14 protein-coding genes are annotated in these 17,041 nt (G+C 63.8%); 4 read left to right on the top strand and 10 right to left on the bottom strand.

Annotation, left to right across the window (positions count from 1 at the left end; translation table 11 throughout):
* Positions 1-41 precede the first annotated feature (41 nt).
* The 9 genes from alaS to dapA all read right to left on the bottom strand — a co-directional run bounded on the left by alaS (position 42) and on the right by dapA (position 11,772).
* Positions 42-2,705, bottom strand: a complete 2,664-nt coding sequence (gene alaS, locus Q9K02_RS10485; protein ID WP_305932844.1) for an alanine--tRNA ligase — start codon at positions 2,703-2,705, stop codon at positions 42-44.
* 119 nt (positions 2,706-2,824) lie between these two features.
* Positions 2,825-3,847 (bottom strand): NAD-dependent epimerase/dehydratase family protein, encoded by a 1,023-nt coding sequence (locus tag Q9K02_RS10490; protein WP_305932845.1) that lies wholly within the window; start codon positions 3,845-3,847, stop codon positions 2,825-2,827.
* Positions 3,847-5,013, bottom strand: a complete 1,167-nt coding sequence (locus Q9K02_RS10495) for a nucleotide sugar dehydrogenase (RefSeq protein WP_305932846.1) — start codon at positions 5,011-5,013, stop codon at positions 3,847-3,849. The genes Q9K02_RS10490 and Q9K02_RS10495 overlap by 1 nt, the downstream gene beginning before the upstream one ends.
* A 91-nt stretch (positions 5,014-5,104) precedes the next feature.
* Positions 5,105-5,731 (bottom strand): glutathione S-transferase family protein, encoded by a 627-nt coding sequence (locus tag Q9K02_RS10500; protein WP_305932847.1) that lies wholly within the window; start codon positions 5,729-5,731, stop codon positions 5,105-5,107.
* Between the two features lie 240 nt (positions 5,732-5,971).
* Positions 5,972-7,036 carry a recombinase RecA gene (gene recA, locus Q9K02_RS10505; protein ID WP_278328364.1) on the bottom strand — a complete coding sequence of 355 codons (1,065 nt, stop codon included), beginning with the start codon at positions 7,034-7,036 and terminating at the stop codon, positions 5,972-5,974.
* A gap of 137 nt (positions 7,037-7,173) precedes the next feature.
* A complete protein-coding gene (locus tag Q9K02_RS10510) occupies positions 7,174-9,651 on the bottom strand; it encodes a hybrid sensor histidine kinase/response regulator (RefSeq protein WP_305932848.1) in 2,478 nt (825 codons plus the stop codon).
* Complete coding sequence (locus Q9K02_RS10515) at positions 9,648-10,253, bottom strand: DUF2062 domain-containing protein (RefSeq protein ID WP_305932849.1); 606 nt, start codon at positions 10,251-10,253, stop codon at positions 9,648-9,650. Before Q9K02_RS10515 ends, Q9K02_RS10510 begins: the two co-directional genes overlap by 4 nt.
* Before the next feature lie 109 nt (positions 10,254-10,362).
* Positions 10,363-10,845: an SsrA-binding protein SmpB gene (smpB, locus tag Q9K02_RS10520; protein ID WP_305932850.1), complete on the bottom strand. Its 483-nt coding sequence runs from the start codon at positions 10,843-10,845 to the stop codon at positions 10,363-10,365.
* 45 nt (positions 10,846-10,890) lie between these two features.
* The gene (dapA, locus tag Q9K02_RS10525) at positions 10,891-11,772 is read right to left on the bottom strand and encodes a 4-hydroxy-tetrahydrodipicolinate synthase (RefSeq protein WP_305932851.1); all 882 of its coding nucleotides are present in this window, start codon (positions 11,770-11,772) and stop codon (positions 10,891-10,893) included.
* A 102-nt stretch (positions 11,773-11,874) separates the two neighbouring features.
* On the opposite strand from dapA, the gene Q9K02_RS10530 reads away from it, so the two are divergent.
* Genes Q9K02_RS10530 through Q9K02_RS10540 form a run of 3 tightly spaced genes read left to right on the top strand, consistent with a single transcriptional unit; the run spans position 11,875 to position 14,790 of the window.
* A complete protein-coding gene (locus Q9K02_RS10530) occupies positions 11,875-13,803 on the top strand; it encodes a lytic transglycosylase domain-containing protein (RefSeq protein ID WP_340310130.1) in 1,929 nt (642 codons plus the stop codon).
* Positions 13,804-13,823: 20 nt separating this feature from the next.
* Positions 13,824-14,315: a transcription elongation factor GreB gene (gene greB / locus Q9K02_RS10535; RefSeq protein ID WP_305932853.1), complete on the top strand. Its 492-nt coding sequence runs from the start codon at positions 13,824-13,826 to the stop codon at positions 14,313-14,315.
* Positions 14,308-14,790 (top strand): invasion associated locus B family protein, encoded by a 483-nt coding sequence (locus tag Q9K02_RS10540; protein ID WP_305932854.1) that lies wholly within the window; start codon positions 14,308-14,310, stop codon positions 14,788-14,790. Before greB ends, Q9K02_RS10540 begins: the two co-directional genes overlap by 8 nt.
* A gap of 59 nt (positions 14,791-14,849) precedes the next feature.
* Here Q9K02_RS10540 and Q9K02_RS10545 read toward each other — a convergent pair whose 3' ends face one another.
* Positions 14,850-15,518, bottom strand: a complete 669-nt coding sequence (locus Q9K02_RS10545; protein ID WP_305932855.1) for an outer membrane protein — start codon at positions 15,516-15,518, stop codon at positions 14,850-14,852.
* Positions 15,519-15,799: 281 nt separating this feature from the next.
* Here Q9K02_RS10545 and rlmN point away from each other — a divergent pair, with 281 nt between their 5' ends.
* Complete coding sequence (gene rlmN / locus Q9K02_RS10550; RefSeq protein WP_305932856.1) at positions 15,800-17,041, top strand: dual-specificity RNA methyltransferase RlmN; 1,242 nt, start codon at positions 15,800-15,802, stop codon at positions 17,039-17,041.

Genomic DNA, 17,041 nt, shown 5'->3' on the forward strand with positions numbered 1-17,041 from the left:
TTCTCCGGAGAGGAGAGGAACGCCTGGCAGCTTCGCGGCTGTCAGGCGTTTTCGCGTGCGAGCGCTTCGCGCACGGCGGCCAAGGCATCCTGCGCTTTGGATCCGTCCGGACCGCCGCCCTGTGCCATGTCCGCACGGCCGCCGCCGCCCTTGCCGCCAAGTGCCTCGACGCCTGCGCGCACGAGCTCGACTGCGCTGAACCGGTGGGTGAGGTCGTCGGTGACAGCGCAGGCGAAGGCAGCCTTGCCGTCGTTCACCGCACAGATCGCAGCGATGCCCGACCCCATGCGGGTCTTGGCCTCGTCCAGCAGCGGACGCAGTTCCTTGGGGTTGAGCCCGTCGATCACCTGACCGGAAAAGGCGATCCCGCCGATGTCCTCGTCGGCGGGGCCGGCATCGCCTGATCCGCCGCCCCCAAGCGCCAGCGCGCGCTTCGCCTCGGCCAACTCCTTTTCGAGGCGTTTGCGTTCGTCGACCAACGCAGCGACACGCTGCGGCGCTTCGTCGGGCGAGGTCTTGAGCGCACTGGCAATAGCCCGGACCGCCTCGTCGCGCGCGACCAGCCAGGCGCGAGCAGCCTCGCCGGTCAGCGCCTCGATGCGGCGCACGCCGGAACTGACCGCGCTTTCGGACACGATCTTGAACAGGCCGATGTCTCCGGTGGCCTTCACGTGCGTACCGCCACAGAGCTCGACCGAATAATTGCGTCCGCCCTCGCCCTTGCTGCCCATGGACAGAACGCGGACCTCGTCGCCGTATTTCTCGCCGAACAGCGCGAGCGCGCCGGCGGCCACGGCATCGTCCGGCGTCATCAGGCGGGTCGAAACCTGTTCGTTGGCGCGGATTTCCGCATTCACTTCGGCCTCGACCACCGCGATGTCGTCCTCGGTCATCGGCTTCGGGTGCGAGAAGTCGAAGCGGAAGCGGTCGTCGGAAACCAGCGAGCCTTTTTGCGTAACATGATCGCCCAGACGATCGCGCAGGGCGGCATGAACGAGATGGGTCGCCGAATGGTTCGCGCGAATGCGATCCCGGCGCTCGGCGTCGATTTCGAGATGCACGGCGTCGCCCACCGCAACCGAACCCTTGCCGACCTTGCCGACATGGGTGTGCAAGCGGCCGAGCGGCTTGTTGGTCGTCTCGACCGCGAATTCCAGCCCTTCCGGCGTCCAGATTCGTCCGGCATCGCCCGTCTGGCCGCCGCTCTCTCCGTAGAACGGCGTCTGGTTGGTGAGGATGATGACCTCCTCGCCCTCTGCGGCGCTCGCAACTTCCGCGCCGTCCTTGACGATCGCGACGACCTCGGCCTCGCCGGTCGTGGAGGCATAGCCGGTAAATTCGGTCGAGCCTGCACGTTCGGCGATGTCGAACCAGACTTCCTCGTTCGCCGCCTCGCCAGAGCCTTTCCACGCTTCGCGCGCCTTGGCCTTCTGCTCGGCCATCGCTGCGTCGAAGCCCTCCTTGTCGACCGCAATCCCGCGGCCACGCAAGGCATCCTCGGTCAGATCGTAGGGAAAGCCATATGTGTCGTAGAGCTTGAACGCGGTCTCGCCGGGCAGCGTGCCGCCCTCGCCCATGTCGGCGGTCGCATCGTCGAGCAGGCGCAGGCCCTTGTCGAGCGTGCGGCGGAACTGCACTTCCTCGCGTTCCAGCACTTCCTGGATCAGCGGCTGGCCGCGGACGAGCTCCGGATAGGCTGCACCCATCTCGCTGACGAGTTCCGGGACGAGACGGTGCATCAGCGGATCCTTTGCGCCCAGCAGATGCGCATGCCGCATAGCGCGGCGCATGATGCGGCGCAGGACATACCCGCGGCCCTCATTGCTCGGCAGAACGCCGTCGGCGAGCAGGAAGCTGGTGGAACGCAAGTGGTCGGCAATGACCCGATGGCTTGCGGTGTTGTCGCCCTCGGCTTTTACACCGGTCAGGCTCTCGCTTGCGCCGATCAGCGCCTTGAACGTGTCGGTGTCGTAATTGTCGTGCACGCCCTGCATGACCGCGGCGACGCGCTCAATCCCCATGCCGGTGTCGATGCTGGGCTTGGGCAGGTCGCCGACGATCTCGTCGTTTTCCTGCGTGAACTGCATGAAGACGAGGTTCCAGATTTCGACGAAACGGTCGCCGTCTTCCTCAGGCGACCCCGGAGGTCCGCCCCAGATATGGTCCCCATGGTCGTAGAAGATTTCCGAGCACGGGCCGCACGGACCGTCCGAACCCATGGCCCAGAAATTGTCCTTGGTCGGGATGCGGATGATCTTCTCGTCCGCGAACCCGGTGCGCTTCTTCCAGAGGTCGAAAGCCTCGTCATCCGTGTGGTAGACGGTGACCAGCAGGCGTTCGGGATCGAGGCCCCATTCCTTGGTCAGCAGCGTCCAGGCGTGGTCGATCGCCTGTTCCTTGAAATAGTCTCCGAAGCTGAAATTGCCGAGCATCTCGAAGAAGGTGTGGTGCCGCGCGGTGTAGCCGACATTGTCGAGATCGTTATGCTTGCCGCCGGCGCGCACGCATTTCTGCGAACTCGTAGCGCGCGGGGCGGGCGGGGTCTCGAGGCCGGTGAAAGCGTTCTTGAACGGCACCATGCCCGCATTGACGAACATCAGCGTCGGATCGCTGAACGGCACCAGCGGCGCGCTCGCCACCTCGGCGTGATCGCTGGAGCCGAAATAGTCGAGGAAGCTGCGGCGGATGTCGTTGGTCGAGGTCATGCCAGCGCAGTTAGGCAATCGGCGCGCCAGCGACAAGCGGGAATGCCCGGTCAGACTGTGCGGGGGCTGCGATCGGCGGTGACGCTATGCGCCGGACAGCCGCCGGGGCATTGCTCGCCTCAGACTTTGTAATAGTCCCGATACCATTCGACGAAGCTGCGGACACCGTCCCGGATGTCCGTGCGGGGGACGTATCCCGTGAGCGACTCAAGCAACTCCGTATCGGCCCAGGTCGCCGGAACGTCGCCCGCCTGCATCTCCATGAAGTTCTTCTCGGCCGTCATGCCCAGAGCGGCCTCGACCGCCTCGATCATGTCCATCAGTTCGACCGGCGCCGAATTGCCGATGTTGACGATCCGCCACGGTGCAACCGGGGACAGGCTGTCGTGTTCCGCGATCTCTTCTCCGTCGCCAGGACGAACGGGGGGCACATCGATCAGGCGACGGATCGCCTCGACCAGATCCTCGACATAGGTGAAGTCGCGCATCATCCGGCCATGATTGTAAACGTCGATAGCCTCGCCCTGCAGGATGGCCCGGACGAATTTGAAAAGAGCCATGTCGGGCCTACCCCACGGACCATACACGGTGAAAAAGCGGAACATCGTCACCGGGAGATCGAAGAGATGGGCGTAGGAATGCGCCATCGCCTCGTTGGCCTTCTTGGTGGCGGCATAGAAGGACATCTGGTGGTCGGCCTTCATCGTCTCGCGATAGGGCATGTCGGTGTTCGCGCCGTAGGCGGACGAGGTCGAGGCGAGGAGCATGTGCTGCGGGGGATGCGCGCGCGCCGCCTCGAGCAACTCGAAAGTCCCGAGCAGATTGCTTTCGATATAAGTGCGCGGGTTCTCGATCGAGTAGCGCACCCCAGCCTGAGCTGCGAGGTGGATGACGATTTCGGGCTCGCAATCGCCCATAAGATCTGCAAGCAAACCGGGTGTTTCGATCGGCTGGTTTACAGCACGAAACCCTTCAACCTCGAGCAGCCGCGCCTGCCGACGGCGTTTCAGTTCCGGATCGTAATAGTCCGACATATTGTCGACACCGACGACCGCAAACCCGTCGTCGAGCAGCCGCTGGCATAGGAACGAGCCGATGAAGCCGGCCGATCCGGTGACCAGCGCCGTGCGGGTCTCGGCCATCAATCGGCGCCGAACAGGTCGCGCGTGAAGACCTTGTCGCGCACGTCCTCCAGTTCGGGATCGAGCCGGTTGGCAACAATGATGTCCGCCTCGCGCTTGAACTCATCGAGGTCGCGAATCACCCGCGAACCGAAGAAGGAATCGTCGTCCATTACGGGCTCGTAAACCACGACTTCGATGCCCTTCGCCTTGATGCGCTTCATGATCCCCTGGATCGACGATTGGCGAAAATTGTCCGATCCGGCCTTCATCACGAGGCGGAATACGCCGACGGTCTTCGGCTGACGGGCGATTATCCGGTCGGCGAGGAAATCCTTCCGGGTCCGGTTCGCATCCACGACCGCGCGGATCAGGTTCTGCGGAACCTCGGAATAGTTGGCGAGAAGCTGCTTCGTATCTTTCGGCAGGCAATATCCGCCGTAACCGAAAGACGGGTTGTTGTAATGCATGCCGATGCGCGGATCGAGGCCGATACCCTCGATGATTTGGCGCGTATCCATCCCACGAGAGAGAGCGTAGCTGTCGAGTTCGTTGAAGAACGCAACCCGCATGGCGAGATAGGTGTTGGCGAACAACTTGATCGCTTCGGCTTCTTCCGCCTCCGTAAGGAGGACAGGGACATCGGAAATGAGCGCCGGCTCGACCAGCAGATCGGCGAATTGTTGCGCTCGCTCGGACCGCTCCCCGACGATTACGCGGGAGGGATGCAGATTGTCGTAGAGGGCCTTTCCTTCTCGCAAGAATTCCGGGCTGAATATGATATTGTCCGATCCGAACCTGGCCCGCGCGTCGGAAGTATAGCCGACGGGGATGGTCGATTTGACGACGATCACAGTGTCGGGGCTCGCAGCTATGATTTTCTCTATGACGTCATCGACAGCCGATGTGTCGAAGAAGTTCGTTTCGGGATCGTAATTGGTAGGCACCGCAACCACGGCGAAATCCGCCCCGTCGATCGCCTCGGCTGCATCGGTCGTAAAACTCAGGTCCAAATCGTCATGGGTTAGATATTCCTCGACCAGATCGTCCTGGATCGGCGAACGGCGAGCGTTCAGCGATGCCACGCGGTCGGACACTATATCGCAGCCCACCACCGTATTGTGCTTGGCCAGCATGATGGCGTTGGAAAGGCCGACATATCCCAGGCCGAACACTGCAATCTTCATTGTTGTTTTCCGTACCTGCGATGGAGGTCATGACACGGAGCCCGCTTTGCAAGCTGGACGGTACAAACTCAAGTCATGCGGCAGAGCGATCTCACCAGACGAAATACGGGCCACCGCGCTCACGCGCGCGCTGCCAGGCGGGTCGGGCGTGCACGGCCTCGACGAATTTCACGGTCTTCGGTGCCTTTTCTCCGTAGCCCTGCATCACGGCGATCTCGGCAGGGAAGCTCATCATGACGTCGGCGGCCGTCCAGTCGTCGCCGACGAAATGACCGGAGTCGTTGATCCCGTCTTCCATGAAGGCGACATGCGCGGCGAATTGTTCGTCAATGCGGGGCATGATCGGCGCAGCGCCCTCGCCGAGCCGGCCGGCCATGATCTTGAGCATCACCGGCACGAAAAAGCTGCTTTCGCCGAACTGCATCCATTCGAGGTGGCGGACACGGTCTTCACCGGACGTCTCGGGCAGCCAGCTATCGCCGCCATGGCGCTCGCACAGATACTGGATGATTGCGCCGCTTTCGGCGACGCGCAGGCCGTCGTCCTCGATCAGCGGCGACTTGCCGAGCGGATGCGGCTGCTTGAGTTCGGGCGGTGCGAGATTGGTCTCCGCGTCGCGTTGGTAATGCTCGATCTCGTAATCGGCCCCCAATTCCTCGAGCAGCCAGAGAATACGTTGCGACCGGCTGTTGTTGAGATGGTGGACGGTGATGGTCATCGGCTCTCTCCTGCGCGCCGCCATCGCGAGGTTTGTCGGCGGATCGATTCGCCCGAGACCCTAGGCGAGGCGCAAGCGGCTCGCCAGCAGCGCCAAGATGAACAAGCAGCCCAAACGGAAAAGCCGGTGCGGCCAAGGGAGGCGCGCACCGGCTTTCCGTTCATTCGGGAGCGCCGGGGGACAGTCCGGCTATCACGCGGGCCCGGGGGATGGGCAGGCGCGCTCCCGCTTGAAGAGATATCAGTCCTCGTCCGCGTCCGGACCGGTCATCATCTCTTCGGCCACCTCGTCGGTGCGGCCGCGGATTGCGGCTTCCAACTTGGCGCACATCTCGGGATTTTCCTTGAGGAAGGTCTTGGCGTTCTCGCGGCCCTGGCCGATGCGGACGCTGTCGTAGCTGAACCAGCTGCCCGACTTCTCAACCACGCCGGCCTTCACGCCGAGGTCGAGGATCTCGCCGATCTTGGAGATGCCTTCGCCATACATGATGTCGAATTCGACCTGCTTGAACGGCGGTGCGACCTTGTTCTTGACGACCTTCACGCGGGTCGAGTTGCCGACCACTTCGTCACGGTCCTTGATCTGGCCGGTGCGGCGGATGTCGAGGCGGACCGAAGCGTAGAACTTCAGCGCGTTGCCGCCGGTCGTGGTTTCCGGATTGCCGTACATCACACCGATCTTCATGCGCAGCTGGTTGATGAAGATCACCATGCACTTGGAGCGGTTGATCGAGCCGGTCAGCTTGCGCAGCGACTGCGACATGAGGCGCGCCTGCAGGCCGACATGGCTGTCGCCCATTTCGCCCTCGATCTCGGCGCGCGGCACCAATGCAGCGACCGAGTCGACCACGAGAATGTCGATCGCATTGGAGCGCACCAGCGTGTCGGTGATTTCGAGCGCCTGCTCGCCCGTGTCGGGCTGCGACACGATCAGCTCGTCGATATCGACGCCGAGCTTCTTGGCATAGACCGGGTCGAGCGCATGTTCGGCGTCGACGAAGGCGGCGGTGCCGCCGGCCTTCTGGGCCTCGGCAATGGCATGCAGCGCCAGCGTCGTCTTGCCCGAGCTTTCCGGGCCGTAAACTTCGATCACACGGCCCTTGGGCAGGCCGCCGATCCCGAGCGCGATGTCGAGACCGAGCGAGCCGGTCGAGATCGCCTCCACATTCATCGCTTCCTTCGAGCCCAGCTTCATTGCCGAACCCTTGCCGAACGCACGATCGATCTGTGCGAGCGCGGCGTCGAGTGCCTTCTGACGGTCTGCGTCCACTTGCTTTCCTTCTACCAGCTTCAGATTGGCCGCCATGACATCACCTCCTGCGCTTGCAAAGAGCCGCCCTTCGACTCTTCAACTGGAACATGATGTATCGGCTTTGTTCTCAAAGAACAAGTAGGGAACGAAATTTTTTCGCGGTTTGTTCCGCGTAAGCAAGAAACTGACGCCTAGCCCCCGCCCTGAGCGGCGAGAACGTCGGCGACCTTGGCGTTGATCTGCTGCACGCTGAAGGGCTTGGCGATGAAATACATGTTGTCGATGTCGATATCGTTGCGCAGTTGTTCCTCGGCATAGCCGGACATGAACAGGATCGGGATCTTCGGTTTAACCCGACGGATCGCGCGGGCCATCGCCGGTCCGTCCATCGCGGGCATGACCACGTCGGACACGATGAGGTCGAAATTGTCCGAGCCATTGGCGATCGCGGCCAGGCCTTCCTCGCCGTCAGAGGCGGTGGTGACGGTATAACCCGCGCGCACGAGCGCCCGCTCGGCGACGGCGCGGACCATATCCTCGTCTTCGACCAGCAGCAGTTTTCCCCCGCCGGACCATTCGCTGGCCTTGGGCTCCGCCTCTTCCTCGCGGCGCATCACGGCGGGCAATTCGCCGCTGTGGACCGGCAGGTAGATGGTGAAGCGCGCGCCGGTGGTGTTGCCATCGGGCCCGCGCACATTGTCGGCGAAGATGAAGCCGTTCGACTGCTTGACGATACCGTAGACCGTCGAAAGGCCGAGGCCCGTGCCCTTCCCCTGCTCCTTGGTGGTGAAGAAGGGCTCGAAAATCTTGCTGATGAGGTCCTGCGGGATGCCCCCGCCCGTGTCCTGCACTATCAGCACGGTGTAATCGTCCGCCGGCATGATGTCGCTGCCCATCTTGCGCACGTCGCGCGCGGACACGCGCCGTGTGGCGAGCGTGAGCCGGCCCTTCCAATCCTGCTTCCCGCTTTTCGCGGCATGCGCCTGCATCGCATCGCGAGCATTCACGGCGAGATTGATGATGACCTGTTCGAGCTGCTGCGGGTCGGCACGCACCGGGCCCAGCTCGCGGTCATGGCGCACGACGAATTCGATCTTGTCGCCCATCAGGCGCTTCAGGAGCTGGCTCACCTCGCTGACCACGTCGGGCAGCTGGAGCACCACCGGCAGCAGCGTCTGCTGGCGGCTGAAGGCAAGCAGCTGGCGCGTGAGGCTGGCTGCACGGTTGGAATTCGCCTTGATCTGCTGGATGTCGTCGTAGTCGCTATCGCCGGGCGTGTGCCGCAGCAGCATGAGATCGCAATAGCCGATGATCGCGGTCAGCACATTGTTGAAGTCGTGCGCGACGCCGCCCGCCAGCTGGCCGACCGCCTGCATCTTGGTGGCTTGCGCGACCTGGCGGCGCAGGCGCTTTTCTTCGGTGGAATCGGTGATCGACAGCAGCACTGCCGCATCGCCCAGCCCGCGGATCCCGGCGAGGCCGATCGAGACCGGCTCCTCCTTGTTGCCGGCGAGGTGCACCGCCATGTCTCCGCTGGAACTCGCGCCCTTGGCGAAGCGGCGCACGGTGTCGGCGATCGCCGCCTTGTCCTCGCGCACGACGAGATCGGAGGGGAATTGCGGCAGCCCTTGCTCCTCGCGCTCGACGGCGCGCAGGAAAGCAGCGTTGGCGAACAGGAAGCGCCCGTCGCGATCGGTCAGCGCGAGGCCCAGCGGGAGCGCGGCGAGCAATGCCTCGAGCTGCGGAATCGCCGCCTTGCCATTCCCTTCGAAGCCGCCGCCGATCCCGACGGTCCGGTCGATCAGCAGCATCAGCGACGGCGCCTGGTCGGCATCCTTGGCGCGATTGCCGCGCTGCAATTCCAGCGGGACATGGACCAGCGTCTGCGGCGAGCCTTGCTGGCCCTCGCGCGCGAAGAAGATACGGTCGCGGTCGTCCGAGCGCAGCAATTGGACGAATTCCATGCCGACCAGCGATGTAGCGGCATCGCCCGTGGCTCGCTCGGCCAGGCCCACGGTGGCCGCTTGCACGATACCGTCGGGCGCGACCATCGCAAGTTCGAGCCCGGCGCGCGACATGACTTCCCCGAAGGGCCCCTCGACCCGCTCTGCCAGCCCGTCGTAGCTGCGTTCCTGGACGATCTCGCCGAAGCGCCAGACGAGATAATCCTCGCCCCGCCCGGCGCGATCGACATCGAGCCGGAAGCGCTTCTCGACACCTTCAATGGTCAGGAGATCTACGCGCGCATGCCCGTCGCGCCAGGCCTCGCGCGCAGCGATCATCAGGCGTTCGGAGGATTTCGACGCAAAGGCGACGTCGAGCGGCGGAACTGCCTCCCCGAACCAGTCCTCGTAAGAGGAATTGGCGCAGATCAAGCGGTTGGCCCGATCGGTGATGGCGACTGCCCGCTTGCTGTCTTCGACTGCGGCCGCGGTAACCGACCAATCGGGCACCCCGGCCTCCTGCTCGACCGGCCCCGTCCGCAATCGCGCGGCGAGCAGCAGCATGAGCAGGAAAGCGACCAGCGCACCGCCATAGGCTATCGCGACCACGGCTTCCCCGCCGACCAGCCCGACCAGTACGATGGAGAGCACGCAGGCGCCAAGCACCCCGGCGATCAGCGGCAGCGGCGGAAGGCGCGCTATGGTCGTGTCGTCGGAGGGCGTCATTCGTTGTCCTCCGCCAAGCGCTCGTCCATCCGGCGTTCGGCCGCGCGCAGTCGGCGGCGGCGCTTGCCGGCGACAATGAAACGCCAGACGAAGCTTGAGAGAAGATAGCCGATGGCCGCACCCACGACGGCCAGAACGACGAAGCCGAAAATCGTCACCAGCACGGTCACCCCGACGCCTTCGAACATCTCGACCAGCCACGCCCAGCGCCCGCTGGTGATTTCATCCTGCGCAGCACCGCCGGTCACGTCGAGATCGACCTCGAGGATGAATGCGCCGACGCGGTTGGCAATAACCGCCCAGATCGGGAAGGTGAACGGGTTGGTAATGAAGGTGACCAGCGCCGACAGCGGCACGTTGGCGCGAGCGGGCAACGCCATGAAGGCGGCGAGGAATATCTGCCCGACCGGGATAATAAATCCAGCAAATATCCCCAGTGCCACCCCCCGCGGCACGCTGCGCCGCGTGAAGCGCCAGAGTTCCGGCGTCAGGAAACGATGGGCGATCGGCTTGAGATACTTGTTCTCGGCAAGCTGCTCGCGAGTGGGCATGTATTTGCGGATCAGGTCCGACAGGAAGGTTTTGGACTTCGGATTGCTCATGACCACGTTTCACAGATGCGCTTGCGCCCCGGCGAGTGCAAGGCCCGCGCTCTAGCGCATGGCGATGAATGCGCAATGGCTATCGGCCGGTTGACGAAGGACGAGCCGCTCAGCCCTTCTCGCGCATCAAGCGCGCCTTGTCGCGCTTCCAGTCGCGGTCCTTCACCGTCTGCCGCTTGTCATGCGCCTGCTTGCCCTTGGCGAGCGCCAGTTCGACCTTCGCGCGCCCGGTCGAATTGAAATAGACCGACAGCGGGACCAGCGTCATGCCCTTGCGCTCGACCGCACCGAACAGCTTTTCGATCTCGCGCGCGTGCAGCAGCAGCTTGCGCGGCCGGCGCGGCTCGTGATTGAGCCGGTTGCCGTGCGAATATTCGGGGATGTTGGCATTAATCAGCCACACCTGCCCGTCGCGCACCTCGGCATAGCTTTCCTTGATGCTCGCCTCGCCCGCCCGCAGCGCCTTCACCTCGGTGCCCTGCAGCGCGAGTCCGGCCTCGAACGTCTCCTCGACATGATAGTCGAACCGCACCCGCCGGTTGTCGGCGACGGTCTTCTGCTTGTCGAAGGTGGCGGGTTTGGGACGGGCCATAGGGTGGGCGCATCTAGGGTCGCAGTGTACAAAAGGAAAGGGCGGTCAGATCAGCCCGGCGATTTCCAGCGCTTCGTCGACCTGCTTGCGGCTTTCATCGCTCGCGTTGCACAGCGGCAGGCGAACGTCTTCGGAGAACCAGTCGTGGACGCGGCTGAGTGCGTATTTGACCGGCGCGGGGCTCGCGTCGGAGAACATTGCATAATGCAGCGGGAACAGGCGGTCATTGAGCTTGCGCGCCTTCACGAGATCGTTGGCCGCAATCGCTTCGTGGAATTCCGCGCATAGCGCCGGGGCTACGTTCGCCGTCACCGAGATGCACCCCGCCCCGCCCGCGGCCGAATGCGGAAGCCAGAGCTCGTCATTGCCGGACAGCTGGCAAAAATCGTGGTCCAGCCCCATCCGGTGGTCGGCCACGCGTGACAGGTCGCCGCTGGCATCCTTGATAGCGACGATCTGCTTCGGGAATTTGCGCACCAGCTCGACCACCGTCTCGTCCTCTATATCGGTGACCGTACGGCTCGGAACGTTGTAGAGCACGATCGGCAGATCGCTGTTTTCGGCAAGGAAGCTGAAATGCGCGATCAGCCCCGCCTGGCTCGGGCGGTTGTAATAAGGCGCAACGCACAGGCCGGCTGCGGCACCGGCCTTCTCGGCGAAGTTCATGTGCAGCAGCGCATTGCGAGTGTCGTTGCTGCCGCAGCCGGCGATCACCGGAACACGGCCTGCGGCCTGCTCGATGCAGACCTCCACCACGCGGTGATGCTCCGCATTGGAGATCGTGGAGGCCTCGCCGGTGGTGCCGCAGGGCACCAGCGCCTTGCTGCCATTGTCGATCTGCCAATCGACCAGGCGGCGAAAAGCCTTCTCGTCGAACGCTCCGTCGCGGAAAGGAGTCGCCAGAGCCGGTATCGAGCCTGAGAACATTTACTGAGGTCCTGCGTTAGATAGATGACAAGTCGCGAGAAATCGCGCGACGGGATTTTTCATTCAGCGCCTGATAAGGAGCCGGGAGCCATTATGTCCAGCATGGGCAAGACAACAGCAATCACTTCGATCCTCCTCGCAACCACCGCTTTCGTGCTGCCGGCCACTGCTTCGGCGCAGAGCGACGGGCGCAGCACCATGGTGGCGCAGCAGCCCGCGCGGATCGATGCGGCGATTTCGCAGTGGGAATATCTCACCAAGCGCGACGATCTGTCCTTCGGCTCCTACGCCAATTTCATCACGACCTATCCGGACTTCCCCAAGGAAGACTTGCTCCAGCGCCGCGCCGAAAACGCGCTCGATAGCGAGGCCGCGTCGCCGCAGGCTCTGGTGGCATTTTTCGATAAGAACCCGCCGCTGACCAATAGCGGCCGAGCGCGCTATGCGCTGGCACTCGCCTCGATGGACCGGCCCGAGGCGCTGGAAATGGCGCGTGAGGCGTGGCGGGGCGGCACCATGAGCGGGCCGGCAGAGCTTTATCTCGTGGGTCTCTTCGGCAGCCGCTTTGCGCCGGAAGACCACGATGCGCGGATGGATGCGCTGCTGTGGCAAGGCAATCTCGAAGCCGCATCGCGCCACATCGCGCGCGTTTCGCCCGCCTATCGCCAGATGGCGCAGGCGCGCATGTCGCTGCTCGGCGGCTCGATGGGCTCGGCTCCGCAGGACGCGATGAGCGATGCGGGCTATGTGTATAATCTGACGAAGTATTACCGCAGTTCGGGCCAGCCACTCCAGGCGGTGAACCTGCTCGGCAATCGCGCAACTTTCAATGCGCCTGCCTTCGACGGTGACGCCTTCATCAGCGAAGCGCTGGCTGTCGCGAAGAGCGCGGGCGCTCCGAGCCAGGCGGTCGCCATCGCCTCCAAGGTGGACGATTTCTTCGCACCGGGGACCGATATTTCGGAAGGGTCCTTCACTCTGCGCGACAAATACACCGACCTCATGTGGCTCGGTGGCACCAAGGCGCTCTGGTCCATGGGTGACGGCCAGCGCGCCGCGCCGCTGTTCTATCGCTACGGCACCGCCGCCAAGACGCCGCTCACTCGTTCGAAAGGCTTCTTCTGGGCCGGGCGCGCTGCGGCACGTGCAGGCGATCGCGCCGAAGCGCAGCGCTATTGGGAAATGGCGGCCGAATATCCAGAGTGGTATTACGGTCAGTTGGCGCTGAGCGAATTGGGCCGTCCGATGCCCAGCTTTGCCGCCCTGCCCCAGCCGCAGTCGTCGTCGGAGCAGCGCTCCGCTTTCGACAGCGATCCGCTGACACAGGCTATCCGCGCGCTTTCGCGCAACCGGCAGGACTGGCGCACGGAGCGCGCGTTCTTCGAAGCGGTCGCCGAGAAGGCGGATACGCCTGAAGAAATGGCGCTGGTCGGCGAACTTGCACGGCAGACGGGCCTCGAGGAAATGGCAGTGGTCGCGGGTCTGGTCGCGGGCGAGCACGGCCTCAAGGGCTACGAGCGCATCGGTTTCCCGACCGTGCAAACGCATAGCGGCGCGAACTGGACCATGGTCCACGCCATCGCGCGGCAGGAGAGCGAGTTCGACCGCACCCGAGTCAGCCACGCCGGTGCGCGCGGCATGATGCAGCTCATGCCCGGCACGGCGCGTGAGGAAGCGGGCAAGATCGGCGTCGCCTATATGTCGGCCGATCTGACCGCCAATCCCAGCTACAACATCCGCCTAGGCGATGCGCATTTCGCGCGGCTGATGGACCGCTACAACGGAGCTTACCCGCTCGCCATCGCGGCCTATAACGCAGGCCCTGGCCGGGTGAACGAGTGGCTCCGCCTCAATGGCGATCCGCGCAACGGCTCTGTCGACTGGGTGACCTGGATCGAGCAGATCCCGTCGAATTTCGAGACGCGCTATTACGTCATGCGCGTGATCGGCAATGCGGTCGCCTATGCGAATATGCATCCTGAAAAGTCCACGGCCCGCCAGCGCGATATCGCGAGTTACCTGCCGCGATAGAATACGCTAGGGGCGGGCCGATGGGCGCGCAGAAATCCGTACCGGGCAATCCGATCACGCCGGGAGGCTACGCCGCGCTGCGTGCGAGATACGACCATCTGCTCGGCACCGAGCGGCCGGAAATCGTCGAGATCGTCAGCTGGGCCGCCGGGAACGGCGACCGCAGCGAGAATGGCGACTATCTCTACGGCCGCAAGCGGATGCGCGAGATCGACCGCGAACTCGGCCATCTCTCGCGCCGGATGAAGGCCGCGCGCGTCATCGATCCCGCGGAGCAGCCCGACAAATCGCGCGCCTTCTTCGGCGCCACCGTCACACTTGCGGACGAGGACGACGCCGAGAAGACTGTCACCTTGGTCGGCGACGACGAGCAGGATGCGAGCGCCGGCCGGATCGACTGGTCCTCGCCCCTTGCCCGCGCGCTAAAAGGCGCGTCGGTCGGGGATTTGCGACTCGTGAGGCTTCCCTGCGGTGATCGCGAATGGGAAGTGGTGGCCATCGACTATGCGTAGAGCGCTCGCCCTCACCCTGCTCCTCCTCGCGAGCCCGCTGGCAGCGAAGGACAGCCTCGGCGTTTTCTCCGACTGGGGCGCCTTTCGCGATCCCTCGGTCCCGCGCTGCTATGCCATTGCGAAGCCGATGCCGAGCCGCCTCTCGCGCGACAACGAGCCCTTCGCCACCATCGGCACCTGGCCGCGCCGACAGATCCGCGGACAGGTGCATTTCCGCCTGTCGCGCATGCTGGCGAAAACGCCGTCGATACAGCTGCGCATCGGTTCGCAGCGCTTCGAGCTGACCGGCGGCGGCGGCGATGCCTGGGCGAAAGATCGGAGGATGGACGCAGCGATCGTCGCCGCGATGCGCTCGGCCCAGAGCATGACGATCCGCGCGACCGACAGTCGCGGGCGACGTTTTTCGAACACTTACTCACTTTCCGGCGCGGCCACTGCGATGGATGCAGCCACCCTCGCCTGTTCACGCCGCTGATACGAAAAGGGACCGGCAACGCCCTGCGCTGCCGGCCCCGTTTTCAGTACGACTTCTGCTTAGAAGCGGTAGCCGAAGCCGAGCATCACCTGGTGACGGTCGACATCGATCTCGCCGAGATCGACATCCGGCGTGTCGCCTTCGAAATCGAGTTCCGCATCGCTGTAGTTCGAATAGCGGTATTCGAGCTTGGCATAGGTGTTCTCGTTGAGCGCGTATTCCGCACCCGCACCCACGCGGAAACCGTCGGTGTCGATCTTGGCGCGGAATTCGTCACCGTCGAACGAGCTGTTCACGTTGTAGCGGGCGTTGGTGTAGCCACCCTTCACGTACAGCAGCAGGTCCGGGTTCGCGAGGATACCGGCGCGCGCACCGACATAGATGTCGCGGCCCGCATTCACATTGCCGAGACCGAAGAATTCACCGTCTGCACCGTCGAACTCGACGTCCGCGGTGGAATCGGTCAGCTCGCCTTCGAGGCCGAGGACGACGCCGCCGGCATTGAAGTCGTAACCGACGCCGACGCCATAGGTGACGCCATCGATCGACTGGTCGTTACCTTCGTTGGCATCGTCGTCGATGTCGCTGCCGGCCTTGCTGACGTCGTAACCGACAAGCGCTTCGGCGCGCGGGCCGGTGAAGGTGCCGTCCGTCGCGTCCTGAGCGGCTGCGGGGGCTGCGATAGCGGCCACCGAGGCGGCTGCGAAAAGTGCGACTGTCTTTTTCATTCTTAGTACTCCGTTTCTTATCGACGCCGCTTCACGAGCAGCGTGGACTTCAAGAACGGCGAAAGACCGCGCGCAGTTTCATTAACCTTCCACAACAAGAAAGTGTTGCATCTGCGACACAATCTTGCGCCAAGCCGTGCCGCCTCATCGACCGAATGCAGGCGCAAACAGATAGTACGGAATTCACGACAAACCGTTGGAACCCGATGGCACCAAATCGATTTTGCGCGCTCCATCCCATCTGGCCAAAACGCCCTCACGCGCCTATATGCGCCGTTCCCATGGCCGATACGACACTCATGAGCATCCCCGGGCAGGTGGACCCGGTTCCCGTCGCCCGCGACATAACGCCGCGCGCCGATGGCCGCATCGATCTGATCGGCCTGCCGAAAGACCGCATCCGCGAGTTGTTGGCCGAGGCGGGCCTTGATCCCAAGCAGGCCAAGCTGCGCGCCAAGCAGGTGTTCCACTGGCTTTACCACCGCGGCGTGACCGAATTCGAAGCGATGACCGACATCGCCAAGACTATGCGCCCTTGGCTGGCCGAGCGTTTCGTTATCGGCCGTCCCGAAGTGGTCGAGGCTCAGCACTCGACCGACGGCACGCGCAAATGGCTGCTCAAGACCGCCGACGGTCACGAATTCGAGATGGTCTTCATTCCGGATGCGGATCGCGGAACGCTGTGCGTGTCGAGCCAGGTCGGCTGCACGCTCAATTGCCGCTTCTGCCACACCGGCACTATGAAGCTGGTCCGCAATCTGACGCCGGGCGAGATCGTCGGCCAGGTCATGCTGGCGCGCGATGCGCTGGGCGAATGGCCCAAGGGTTCGATGGCGGGCCTGGACGAGGCGGAAGACGAAGGCCACTACACAAGTGATGGCCGCCTGCTCACCAACATCGTCATGATGGGCATGGGCGAACCGCTCTACAATTTCGACAACGTGAAGGGTGCGCTCAAGCTGGTTATGGACGGCGACGGCCTTGCGCTCTCCAAGCGGCGCATCACGCTATCGACCAGCGGCGTCGTGCCGATGATGGACCGCTGCGGCGAGGAAATCGGCGTCAATCTGGCCGTCTCACTACACGCGGTGACCAAGGAAATCCGCGACGAGATCGTGCCGCTCAACAAGAAATACGGCATCGAGGACTTGCTGCAGGCCTGCGCCGATTATCCCGGTGCCAGCAATGCCCGCCGCATCACCTTCGAATATGTGATGCTGAAGGACAAGAACGATACCGACGAACACGCGCGCGAACTCGTGCGGCTGCTCAAGCAGTACAAGCTGCCCGCCAAGGTGAACCTGATACCCTTCAACCCCTGGCCGGGCGCGGCATACGACACGTCCACGCCCGAGCGGGTGAAGCGCTTCTCCGACATCGTGTTCGAAGGCGGCATCTCCGCCCCCGTCCGCACGCCGCGCGGCCGCGACATCGATGCGGCCTGCGGACAGCTGAAGACGGCTGCCGAAAAGAAAAGCCGTGCTCAGCGCGACCGCGAGGCGGCCGAGGCGATCGAAGCCTAA

Origin of the sequence: Qipengyuania profundimaris, assembly GCF_030717945.1 — a bacterium.
GTDB lineage: Bacteria > Pseudomonadota > Alphaproteobacteria > Sphingomonadales > Sphingomonadaceae > Qipengyuania > Qipengyuania profundimaris.